This window comes from Chryseobacterium phosphatilyticum (genome assembly GCF_002899825.2).
Taxonomy (GTDB): domain Bacteria; phylum Bacteroidota; class Bacteroidia; order Flavobacteriales; family Weeksellaceae; genus Chryseobacterium; species Chryseobacterium phosphatilyticum.
On sequence record NZ_PPED02000001.1, the window covers coordinates 638,868 to 651,976 of the forward strand.

Sequence of the window (13,109 nt, forward strand, 5' to 3'; positions counted from 1 at the left end):
CTCATAAAAATGAATTACAACAAAAATATCAATATTATGATTATTGCTTTGGTCATAGTATTCTCATCGTTTTTTTCTGCGCAATCCAATTATTTCAAACAAAGTATTCCGGAAAACAAGATTCTGGTAGTTGCCCATCGTGGTGATTGGCATAATTATCCCGAAAACTCTATTAAAGCTGTAGAAAGTTGTATAAAAATGGGAGTAGATATTGTAGAAATAGATATTCAGAAAACCAAAGATGGAAAACTGATTATCATGCACGATACTACGTTAAATCGTACAACCAATGGAAAAGGATTGATCTCGGCAACTAACTATAAGGACATTCAGTCTTTATCTCTTAAAAACGGAGCCGGAATGCCCGGTAGGGAAAAGATTCCGACTTTAGAAGAAATGCTCAATTTCATTAAAGGTAAAAGAATAATGCTGAATCTTGACAAAGCCTGGGATTACCTCGATGAAACGATTGAAATTGTCAATAAAACCGGAACCCACGATCAGATTATTCTGAAAGGAAATAAAAAAGCTGAAATATTAAAAAAAGAAGTCGGAAATAAATTGAATAATATAGTTTATATGCCTATGGTTTGGCCTGAAGATTATAGTATTTATACAAGAGAAGAGGTTCTCAATCCTAAAAAATATGTAAATGATTTCTCAAAATCATTCCATCCTGCTGCTTACGAAGTCATTATAAAAAATGATACCCCAAAAGCCGATGAATTACTACAATTAATCAAAAGTCAGAATTCCTTAATCTGGATCAATACGCTATGGGCTGAGTTATGTGCAGGTCATGATGATGATCTTGCCGATGAACATCCAGAAGAACACTGGGGCTGGGCAATCAGAAAAGGAGCCAATATTATCCAGACAGATCGCCCTGAAAAACTGATTAAGTATTTACAATCTAAAAATATGAAGTATGAAAACTAAAATCTTCCTTATCCTTATCGTATTTTTTTCGGAATTGTTTTTTGGGCAAAGTAAGATTTCATTGTCTGGTTTTCCTGATGATAAAGTAATGGTAATCGCCCATCGGGCAGATTGGCGCGAAGCTCCTGAAAATTCAATTCCCGCCATTAAAAAGGCAATTGAGAAGGGGGTAAATATGGTAGAAATAGATCTGGCTCTTACCAAAGACAACGTACTTATCTTAATGCATGATAAAACAATTGACAGAACGACTACCGGTAAAGGAAGTCCTTCTGACTATACAATTGAGGAAATTAAAAAATTATTCCTGAGAGATGGATTAGGAGTTCCTACAGAAATGAAAGTTCCTACTTTAAGTGAGGTTCTGGATGTAACGGATGGAAAAATTTTTATTAATCTTGATAAAGCCTTTGATTATTTTGATCTCGTCTACCCTATTTTGAAAGAAAAAAAAATGTTTGATCAGGTTCTTTTTAAGGGAACAGCAACTTACGACGAGTTCAATAAAAAATACGGAAAAATAAAAGATGAGATTCATTATATGCCCATTGTAAGGTTAGGATCCGGAGAAGACTGGTCAAAAATCAACGGATACCTAAAAAATCATAAAATATATGGTTTCGAATTTACCATAGGTCCTGATGAAAATTACCTGATTAACTTTAAAGAAATTCAGAAGAGTAAAATTAAAATTTGGGTGAATTCTATGTGGCCCCAACTTTGTGCAGGTCATAATGATGATAAGATTTTTGAAAATCCTGATGTTTACAACTGGTATCCGGATCATCATGTTAATATGATACAAACTGACAGACCTAAAGAATTAATTAATTTTTTAAAAAAGAAAAATCTTTACTTTTTAAACGAGTAGATATTATTCAATACATACAATCTGTAAAACAAATTAAAAGTTATCTGTTTTTTTCTTAAAACAGATAACTTTTTTAATTATAAACAATTGATAAACAATATGTTATTAATTAAATTTAATATAAAATTAATTCAACAACGTGTGATAAATTATATATTTACGTCCAAGTACAAATTAAAATTTTTTAATATGAAACTATTAACATTTTTCAGAAACGGAATCTTAAAAAGCTCATTTGCTTTGATTCTTTACGTAGGAACAACTCAGCATGCTCATGCTCAGGGCTTCTATACGACAACAACACCACCAACGACCGCCAGACCCAGTTTGGATAAATTGAGGGCTACACTATTGGACGGAAATAAAAATCCCGGCTATGTATTCCTTGCACTCCACAGGGCAGCCTGGATTGACGGAACGCCAGAAAACTCTGTTGTTGCAGTAGCAAAAGCAGCCAACAACCGCAACGTAGATATGATCGAAATTGATCTCAAAACAAGTAAAGATGGAAAAGTGTATCTAATGCATGATGATTATCTTCAGCGTACTACCAATTTCCTGGATATGTACCCAAATACTTACGGAACAGGAAAAGATAATTATGGAAAAGCAAGTGAATATTCCTGGAATGAATTATCCAGCTTGAGATTGAAGAATGAAGAAAAAACTTATACCAATGAAAAGATCCCTCTCTTGCAGGATGCTATTACTATTGCTTTGGGAGCAGGGGTTTTTCTCCAGCTTGACATTAATGATGATATAACCTTTCGGCAAGCGATGAAAGTGGTACAGGCTGCAAACGCCTTTTCAGTAGTCATGTTTAAAGGGAATAAGACACCTAAACAGTTTATCCCTTTCTTTAATTTGTTGACAGAAGCTCAGAAAAAACAAATCATTTTTGCTCCCTTTATAAAGCCCGATTCAACTCCTGATGATGCTACAACCGCAGACCCAATGAAGTTTTATGAACAATGGGAAACCTGGAGAAAAGCAAACCCCGCTTATACCGGAGTGGCAGGTTTGTATGAAATGGTATTCAGAACCCCTGCAGATACAAATCTTTTTCAAGTAGCACAGAAAATAAGAGCCGGAGGAAAGAGAACCGGTATATTCTCTGCACAACCGGAATATTATAAGGGTCGATATATCGGAAACGTCAATATCAATCAATGTTGCGCTAATAATCCTGAAAATGACAGAAGAGGAGATTTTGATTTTATTCTTGCTCCTAATAACAACAAAAATGCAGGAATCAATGGTTACATTATTACAGATGAAGTAACTACATTTTTAGAATTTTTCCCAAACAGAATAATTCAATAAATACAGTGAAAATAAAAACAATTAAACTATTCATCAACCTTAAAATATTTTTTATGAGACCTACTTCAATTTCTCAAAAGAATAATTCTTTTTTGACAGGAACAAAATCAGTTTTGTCATTGGATAAATTTCTGTTTTTTTTGATTCTATTTCTTGCAGAGCATCAGCTCTATTCGCAGGAAGTCTTTGATAATACCGCTACAGGAGCATATTCTGTAAACTCGCAGGTTGCCAATTTATATGATCTTTCGTACGGTAGTTCTTCATCCTGGCAAAATGATTTTAAGAATCCCAACAATTCCGCTTATAAACTACAAGGAAATGCAAATACTGGTATAGCCGACCGATTTGGAAACCCATCTCAGGCAATATTTTTTAACGGGTATCAGAACCTGATCATCCCACCTGTTGTTGTCAAAGATATCATAAGCAATAATAAGGGGTTTTCTGTTTCCGCCTGGGTAAAAATACCCGAGAACGGAAAGGATTGTCAGATTTTAAGTTTTACCAATCCATCTAATGGAAACAGAGAAGATATTCAGCTCAGAATAAAAGAGGGTTATTTTCAGATCTTAAAATACTCCAGTGTTGCTCAGAAAAAAGTGGTACTGGGCCAAGCACGCTATAAAATCAGCTATTATAATGACAACACCCAACAAGAGATATTTCCTGGACCAGATGAATATGGTGCAGGATATGTTTACTTTATGTTAAGTTCAGATAAAAATGCAACCCGATTGTATTTTAGTCGTCCGGGAGGTCGTTTATATGCAAATTACTTTTGGTTTGGTCTGTCTGATGTTCTTTCCAATACTCAAAATATTACTTTTGGTACAGTAAATAATCAACAGGGGCCTATTATTAGTGCCGTCGATGATATTATGGTCTACAAAGAAATGCTCACTCCTGAATTAGCCAATAACCACTTTCTTGTTCAGTCTCCTCTTTATCCTTCCAGATCTTATATTGTAAGAAATTATCAGAATAAACCTATTGCTCCCGAAGGAAATACCTATAACGACGGCTATATAAAAGCTATATCATCTTTTGATCCCTATGAAGGAATATATGGTGGGGCAAGATGGTTTTTACCTGCCAGAAAATTCTCTGGTAATAAAGGGCTTATCAGCTTCCTTAATGCAAAATCGTTTAAACCTATTGCCAGATGGAATGCCAATTCAGGAAATTATTTTTATCAGGACAATGCAGACCATGGCAGTGAAAGGGAGCTGTTTGAACCTAATCATATTACTGGAAATCCTAATAATCTTATTGATGCAAAACAACAATCCTTTACTTTTCTTTCCAATGAGTATAGATCAAATAATTATCAACTGGGTTTTTCAGGGAATGACCTGTATTTGCAATACCCTAATAAACCTGATGATAATTGGTCTATCCAAGGTTCATTCAACAGTTCTATCAGAGAAAGATTTGCCCCGGTTAGTGAAAAAGGAATACGATTTATAAATTTTGGTACTAAACAAAGTATGGATTTTTACAATTCAAGTGGGTCCAATTATTACCTGATTCAAAGTTCTTCTGGTTTTGAGGCTTTATCTTTGATAAAGACAAACTCCGGTTTTGCTGATACAGACAGTAAATATGGATATGAAAATTATGCATTCGGTAATATGAGCAAATCTTCAAGGGTAGCCCTTAAAGGAGGATCAAAAAGTACAACAGAACAAGATTATCTGTGGTTTGATATTGCTAATCAGGCAAATTTCCAGTTGGCTTATGTCAAGGATGATCCCAATGGAAAACCTTTGTACCTTATAAGACTGGGAAATGGTTATGGTGCCAGGATTCTTATTCCAAATTATACTACAGGTGGCTATACTTATGTTACACAAAACTCTATCAATGAAGACGGTGCAAGCTATCCTAATAATTACCTTTGGACTGCAAATATTATATATGCTGACGAGAATAGTGATATCATAGTGGCAAGAAAAATCAGTGAGAGTTCCAAAAACATTGAAGTACAAGCTTTAAATGTTTACCCTAATCCTGTAAAAGACAATGCCACCGTAGAGTATACATTATCTCAATCTGGCTCTGTAAAGATTTATATTACAAATACAAATGGTGTGCTTGTAACTGTATTAAAAGAGGGTATTAATAACAAAGGAACTTATAAGGAATCTTTGAATACGTCAGGTTGGACTTCCGGAGTATATATTTGTGTTTTTCAAGTTGAAGGAAAATCTATAGTCACCAAAAAAATCATCGTACAATAATTTGAGCTTACCGATAGAAAAATAGATTTTTTATATGAGAGTATCGCAGTTAAAGAATATGGGTTGAAAAATTATGTAAATGAAAGCCCTTCCTGTATACAGAATATAGAAAAATTTAATAAAAGAAGCCGTTTCACGATTTGTGAGACGGCTTCTTGTGATTATAAAAAACACTTATTTGTCAATATGAGGAATCTCAATGGCTATTAGCGCCAGTTTACATTCCTGTAGTTGAAGATTTATGGTTGGTAAGCTGTTTTTGAAGAAAGAAGATTTTGCAAACAAGTTGTGATAATACTCAATTCCTTCAAGTATATTGCTTCTGAATGTATTCCATTTCTTTGTTTGGGAATAGGTCATCAAAGATGAATCAGAGATTTCTTTTTTCAGATAATCAATATACATTTTCAGCTCATTGATAAACATATGAGGACGTTGGTTATCCGAAAGAATATTGACATTTCCATAGATATGTTGTATCATCTCAGAAAGCGAAACTTCTTTATCAAAAAAAGCCAGATTAGGGCCCGGACAAATAACAACTCCCTGTTTTTCACCTTTCATCTTAATATTCTGTTCCATATAAGCTGAATTAACAAGCCCAACACATAGACAGGCTTTATCTGTAATTCCAGCTTTTCTTTTATCAAACTCCTCTGCTGTTAGTATTTTTTTGTCAGCATAGAGTTCTTTCAGTTTAATATCCTGGTATTTTTTTGACGCCGTACATATTCCCTCCGGGGAAAATTCTTTACTCAATGCCAGCAATTTCTTCGGACATGCACTTCCATATCTGCCTTTCGCTTCCTTTTCAGTTTTAAGTTTTTCGTTAGAAGTTCCTTTTATTGTATTAAAAGGGACTCCCAATGGCGAAATATGGCTCAGATAAAGATCTTCTTGTTTTGATTGCATAAGAAGACTTCTTGTTTCAGTATCTACAGATGTTGCTTCAGGAACCAGTAAAAATGGGGAGCCCCATCCAATACTATCGGTATGATAATGGCTGAGCAGGAATTGATGTTCTTCAGAGGTTCCTACCCCACCTTGTACAGTAATTTTCATTTCCAGGGGTTCAGAAACTAAGGGCTTCCCTTTTTGTTCCAGTGCATTAACCATTAAAGCATGTGCTGATTGAATCAGTTCATGCTTTTTTTGTTTAAATTCTTCCATGATCGGACCAAGAAGCATTCCTTCTGTAGCAAATGCGTGCCCTCCACAGTTTAATCCTGATTCAATTCTGTATTCTGATACCCACAATCCTTTTTTAGCCAAAAAATTTCCCTGAATCATTGCGGAACGGAAATCACTTACTTTAAGAATAATTTTCTTTTTAATCATTCCCTGTTCATCAGGAAAGAAGTCTTCAAATTCCTCCATATAATTATAGAGACGAGGATTCATCCCTGCTGAAAGAACCACAGAAGAAGATATTTTACTATGAGCAAATCCGCGAAGTGAAGCATGGGCATCATTGTACGTAACCGGAAGCTGCTCTTTTTTGTAATAGTTATCTTTATCCACCTTAGTCATGATATTAACATCAATACTTCCGGGTGCTAAGTTGGATTCAATGAAACTTTTGAGCTGACTACCCCAGTTATTTTTTTGATTGATAAAGGATTGAAGGCTATTTTTTAAATCAGATGTATTAGGCAGCATCGCAATAAAGTCCTTTAGCGTTTCTTTATTTTTACTGATTTCCTGCTTAAATGTTTCAAATTTTTCATTGACGATATCATCCACCATATCAAGATAGGCAGTGATTCTCTTTGCTCTGTAATCTTCTGTTTTGGTGGAAATCTCCAGATAGTTGAGATTAAACTTTTGATTATAAAAGTTTTTCATCTTTTCCAGAATTTCATCATCAATGATCGAAATCACAGAAGAAATTCCATATTGGGCAACACGAATAGGGCTGTCTATAGTATAGGCCAGACCCATTACCGGAATATGGAAGTTGTGTAACGGTTTAGTTGTCATTATGTTTGAATAAAAGTTTCTTATTAATGCAACTAAAAATTCCTAAAACTAATTCACTGCTTAAAAATATTATTTTAAAATCAATTATGCATCGGATAATATATTTAATATTGAAAATATGCCAAATATCATTTGAAGGTTTGTCTTATTGAGAGCATCCGATACATCATCCTGCATGATAAAAGCCAGGGTTTTGTTTATTGTACATGATAAACAAAACCCTGGCTTGAAAAATATTTCACAGATTATTACTCTGCTTTATTCTTCAGTAGCATCAGAAGGCTATAGGCACCTTTCTGTACAATCTTTTTATCTTTTAAAATATCAGCTTTTAAAACTTCTGTAAACTTATCATCAGAAATTCCGGTTATTACAGGAGTCATTTTATAATTTGATTTGCCCAGGTCTTCAAAAACATAATTCTTATTTTCGAAAGAAACAATCGCTTCATTGGGTAGCCCTTGAGTATAACGGCTGTTAATATTGACTTCTGCATTGATATACATCCCTTTTACAAACCCGGAATTGACCGAAGAAAGTTTTGCCACAGCCGTTGCCGCTCCACCGGTTTCAATACTGGGAACTACACTTACAATTCTGGCATTTGATTTTACATCAGGATTCTGATTGTTGTACACTACAATTTCCTGCCCCACCTTTACATCATTCACATCATTTTCAAACACTTTTACTTCCAAAAGCAATCCGATAGGATTAATCAGCTCAAATAAGGTATCGGCAGGATTGATATATTGCCCGTTATTGACGAAAATTTTGCTTACAAATCCTGTGAACGGAGCATAAATATTAATTTTACTTCGAATATTTCCTGTGTTGAGCCCTTTAGCATTAATTCCAATGATTCGCAGTTTTTCTTCGAGACCTTTTAAGGTAGCATTTAATGTTGAATAGTCTGCCTGAGCTGTTTGCATCGTTTTATCACTGCTTGCTTTACTTGTATTTAATTCCTTTTGACGGTTAAAATTAAGCCTTGCCGCCTCAAGCTGTGCTTTGGTAACTAAATAATCCTGTTGCAGCTGAATAAATTGAGGGTCTTCTACCACAGCCAGTACCTGGCCCTTGTTAAAATGGCTCCCGTTGATTACATTAATAGATTTAATATGTCCACCCATAATACTGGAAATTGAACTGATATGAGACGGTGCAATCTCTGCTTTCCCATTCAGATGTATTACTTTTTCCATATTTCTGTCCTGAATCGCCGTACTGGTCATATCTATGGATTGAATTTGTTTTTCGGTAAGATGAACAGTGTTTTCAGTTTTTTTTGTAAACTTAGTATTTTCATATACCGCATTTTCCTCGTCTTTTTTTCCTGAACATGAAATTAAAACAAATGTCAAAGCAAAGGCGGATATTGTTATTATTTTGAATTGCATTACGCTGTTATTTTGAAATTAAAAAATTAAGTTCTGCTCCTATCTGATTAAGTTTTTCCAACTGATCAATATAATCGGCTTTTGTTTTTACAGCCTGATTGACCAATATTACCCAGCTCAGGTAATCAATTTCTCCTACTTCCATCTGCTTTTGTGCTGTTTTTAAGATGGTTTCAGACTTTGGAAGTTGTCTTTGTTCAAAGTTTTCAATGATTCTCTGTTGATTCATATAGTTATTAACCTGTTGGCTTAGCCTGTTTTTGAGTTCAATTTCTTTTCTGAGATACTGATTTTCAGAAATGGCAATTTTGGTCTGTGCAGCTTTTGCTAAAGCCCTTTGCCCTCTTGTAAATAATGGGATTCCTACCCCAATCTGAACAGAATTAAAACGATTGTTATTAATGTTTTTCATACTTTGATTGGTGTATCCTACCATAAGCTCGGGAAGTAATCTGCTTTTTTCAAGCTGCATTTCAGCCTCTCTTACTTTGATCTGTTGTTGCAGGTACTGAAGTTCCGGGTGTTGCCTTACTCTATCTTCTGAAATCTGCAGGTTCATATCTATGATAGGCTTATCGGCAACAGGCTGATAAGAAGTATCGGACTGAAGAAGAAGTTGTAGCTGCAGTTTTGCAATGTTCAGATCATTCTCAAGCATATTCAACTGTACTTTAATCTGTTCTTTTTGAATTTCAGCAGTAGATTCTTCCAAAACATTAGCTTCCCCTTTCTTCAGTCTTAAAGCTGCTTTCTCAGCGAAGCTATTATACAGTTGGCTCATGTATTCCAATACTTTTTTCTTTTCCTGCAGCACCAGAATTCTATAAAAAACATCTGTAACTTCCTTGGTTAGTTGTGTTTTAGTTAGATTTTGATTCATTGTACTTGCCGTCCATTCGGCATCCAGCATCTGTTTTCTTTTTGAATAGACCGTCGGGAAACTGAACCTTTGAGAAATACCAAATGAATTATCCGTTTCTTGTCCCTGGATCTGTCCAAATCCACCGGTAATTTCCAGTTGTGGGATATCCAGGTAGGTGGCTTTTAACTTTTCCTGATATTCTGAAATTAATTTTGAATTCTTAAGCGTCCCGTTCTGTTGATACGCCTTTTCCAAGGCCTGCTCAAACGTTATATTTTCTTGTGCATAAGAGCTTCCGAAAGAGATCAACAGTAAGAGAACAGACATTTTTTTATAATTTGCTTTTTTAGAGAATTTCATTTTATCTTTATTAATATGTTCAAAAAGGACGTATAGAATTGGAAGAACAAATAAGGTTAAGAGAGTAGCAAGCATTAAACCACCAATAACCACAGTCGCCAAAGGTCTCTGTACTTCCGCACCTGCTCCGCTGCTTAAAGCCATGGGTAAGAACCCTAAAGACGCTACAAAAGCCGTCATCAATACCGGACGTAACCTGATTCTTGTGCCCATCAGTACAATTCTGCTCGTATTACTTATTCCATTGTTTTTCAATCGGTTGAATTCTGATATCAAAACAATTCCATTAAGTACTGCTACCCCGAATAAAGCGATAAACCCCACTCCTGCACTGATACTGAAGGGCATACCCCGTAACGCCAGAAAATACACTCCGCCTATCGCAGATAAAGGAATTGCAGTATAGATAAGTAAGCTGTGCTTTACCGAGCCAAAAGCAAAGAATAATAACAGGAAAATCATCACTAATGAAATAGGAACAGCAACTCCTAATCTCGCTTTTGCTTCATTTAGATTTTCAAATGTTCCACCGTAAGAGATGGTATATCCTTCTGAAAACTTAAGCTCTTTACCGACTTTCTGCTGAAGTTCTTCTACGATTGTCTGTACGTCCCTTCCTCTCGAATTAAACCCTATGATGATTCGTCTTTTAGTATCTTCTCTCTGGATTTGGTTCGGGCTGTTCTTCAATTCCACTTTAGCGAATTGTGATAATGGAATCTGCTCTCCGGAAACAGTAGGAATCAGCAGATTTTGGATTGTTGCAATATCCTTTTTTCGTTCATTATCCATCCTGACTACAATATCAAACTTCTTTTCTCCTTCATATAAAGCTCCTGCCGTCTGTCCTGCAAAAGCCATATTGATCACCCTGTTGATATCAGCTACAGAAATATTGTACCGGGATAATTCAGCACGATTATAGTCAATTACCACCTGAGGAGCCCCAACAACAGGTTCAATATAAAGATCCTGAGCTCCTTTTACTGTATTAATGATGCTTCCTAATTTTTTTGCATAGATGCTCAGGCTATCCAGATCTTCACCATAAATTTTACATACCACATCCTGTCTTGCACCTGTCATCAATTCGTTAAAACGCATTTGTACGGGAAACTGAAAGCTGGTAGTTAGCCCCGGAATACTGCTTAAAGCCCTACTCATTTTTTCAGAAAGCTCGGGAAATGATTTTGCAGAGGTCCATTCTTTTTTAGGTTTCAAAACAATGATCATATCTCCTGCATCCATGGGCATCGGTTCTGTAGGGATTTCGGCACTCCCTATTTTTACAACTATTTTCTGTATTTCCGGAAACTGCTTCAGGAGAATGCCTGACGCCTGGGTGGTTACTTTTTTTGTTTCATTAATATTACTTCCCTGGAGAATTCTCATTTCAACAGCAAAATCTCCTTCCTCAAGAGAGGGAATAAACTCCCCCCCCATTTTAGACAATACAAAAACGGCTCCTGCAAAGAGAATCAATACGCCCAAAATAATTGTTTTTCTGAATTTGAGAGCTTTCATCAGAAGTTTTTGATGGCTTGTTTCGACTTTAGCCATAATTCTGTCCGAAATATTTTCTTTTATCTTTTTCTTTCTGCTCAGCACCAATGCGCTCATCATTGGAATATATGTTAAAGACAACAGAAACGCGCCAATAAGGGCAAATGCAACAGTTTGAGCCATGGGTTTAAACATCTTACCTTCAATTCCCTGCAGGGTAAAAATAGGGAGATAGACAATCAGGATAATAATCTGTCCGAAAACAGCACTATTAACCATTTTGGTTGCTGAACCTGAAACCTGTACGTCCATTTCTTTTTTGGTCAGCATATTGTCTTTACCAAAGTGTTTTTTATGCGCTAACTGGTGAAGGACTGCTTCCACAATAATGACGGCTCCATCTACAATAAGTCCGAAATCCAGGGCTCCAAGGCTCATCAGGTTTCCTCCCACTCCAAAAATGTTCATCATGATGATCGCAAAAAGCATTGCTAAAGGAATTACAGATGCTACGAGTAATCCTGCTCTGAAATTTCCGAGGAATATTACCAGAATAAATACCACAATCAGAGCTCCTTCCATCAAATTTGTTTTTACTGTGCTGATTGTATTGTTTACCATTTTAGCACGATCGATGAAGGGCTCAATGACTACTCCTTCGGGCAAAGATTCCTGAATTTTTTCAAGTCTTTGCTTGATATTGGCAATCACCTTGTTCGCATTTTCTCCTTTAAGCATGAGCACAATGGCTCCAGATACTTCTCCCGTGTCGTTATAGGTCATTGCTCCGTACCTTGTCGCATAACCGATCTTAACTGCCGCCACATCTTTAATATGAACCGGAATACCTTCTTTAGTATTTGCTACCTGAATATTTCCAATATCCCCGGTACTCCCCAAAAGCCCTTCACTTCTGATAAAAAGAACAGTTTCTTTCTTTTCAATATAGGCTCCGCCGGTATTTTGGTTGTTCTTTTCCAGGGCAACAAAAACATCATTGATATTGATGTTGAATGCTTGAAGCTTATTAGGGTTGATTGCAATTTCATATTGTTTTAACTTTCCTCCGAAACTGCTGACATCGGCCACTCCTTTTGTTCCTAATAATTGTCTTCTTACTACCCAATCCTGAATGGTTCTGAGCTCCGTTTCATCATAGATATTTTCATATCCTTTTTTAGCTCTTACCACATACTGAAAAATCTCTCCCAGTCCGGTAGAAATTGGCCCCAATTCCGGCTTTCCAATCCCTTCAGGAATATTATCCTGAACAAGTTGTAGTCGCTCCTGAACCTGCTGGCGGGCCCAATAGACGTCTGTATTGTCATCAAAAACTATGGTAACCAGAGAAAGCCCGAACCGTGAGAGACTACGCAACTCGGTAACTCCTCTGATATTACTGGTAGATTGTTCAATAGGAAACGTTACAAGACGTTCTATATCTGCGGCTCCATAAGAAGGAGCAGTCGTGATAATCTGAACCTGGTTATTGGTAATGTCGGGTTGGGCATCGATAGGGAGTTTAGTCGTTTCATATACTCCAAAAAGAACCAAACCAATGGTAAACAAGGCAATGATGAGTTTATTCTTAACAGAAAACTCAATAATTTTATTTAACATGAAAAAAT

General features: G+C 35.9%; 7 protein-coding genes. 4 read left to right on the forward strand and 3 right to left on the reverse strand.

Annotation, left to right across the window (positions count from 1 at the left end; genetic code table 11):
* Positions 1–9: 9 nt before the first annotated feature.
* The 4 genes from C1631_RS02900 to C1631_RS02915 all read left to right on the forward strand — a co-directional run bounded on the left by C1631_RS02900 (position 10) and on the right by C1631_RS02915 (position 5,376).
* On the forward strand, positions 10–939 hold the full coding sequence (locus C1631_RS02900; RefSeq protein WP_109710335.1) for a glycerophosphodiester phosphodiesterase family protein: 930 nt from the start codon (positions 10–12) through the stop codon (positions 937–939).
* Positions 929–1,810 (forward strand): glycerophosphodiester phosphodiesterase family protein, encoded by an 882-nt coding sequence (locus tag C1631_RS02905; RefSeq protein WP_109710337.1) that lies wholly within the window; start codon positions 929–931, stop codon positions 1,808–1,810. The genes C1631_RS02900 and C1631_RS02905 overlap by 11 nt, the downstream gene beginning before the upstream one ends.
* A 189-nt stretch (positions 1,811–1,999) precedes the next feature.
* Entirely contained in the window at positions 2,000–3,133 is a 1,134-nt protein-coding gene (locus tag C1631_RS02910) for a glycerophosphodiester phosphodiesterase family protein (RefSeq protein WP_165828227.1), read from the forward strand.
* A gap of 53 nt (positions 3,134–3,186) precedes the next feature.
* Entirely contained in the window at positions 3,187–5,376 is a 2,190-nt protein-coding gene (locus C1631_RS02915; protein WP_109710341.1) for a T9SS type A sorting domain-containing protein, read from the forward strand.
* Between the two features lie 174 nt (positions 5,377–5,550).
* On the opposite strand, the gene C1631_RS02920 is transcribed toward C1631_RS02915, so the two are convergent.
* The 3 genes from C1631_RS02920 to C1631_RS02930 form a co-directional block, all read right to left on the reverse strand.
* Entirely contained in the window at positions 5,551–7,356 is a 1,806-nt protein-coding gene (locus tag C1631_RS02920) for a hypothetical protein (protein WP_109710343.1), read from the reverse strand.
* Between the two features lie 248 nt (positions 7,357–7,604).
* Positions 7,605–8,756 carry an efflux RND transporter periplasmic adaptor subunit gene (locus C1631_RS02925; RefSeq protein ID WP_109710345.1) on the reverse strand — a complete coding sequence of 384 codons (1,152 nt, stop codon included), beginning with the start codon at positions 8,754–8,756 and terminating at the stop codon, positions 7,605–7,607.
* Between the two features lie 7 nt (positions 8,757–8,763).
* Positions 8,764–13,101, reverse strand: a complete 4,338-nt coding sequence (locus tag C1631_RS02930; RefSeq protein ID WP_109710347.1) for a CusA/CzcA family heavy metal efflux RND transporter — start codon at positions 13,099–13,101, stop codon at positions 8,764–8,766.
* Between the last annotated feature and the right edge of the window lie 8 nt (positions 13,102–13,109).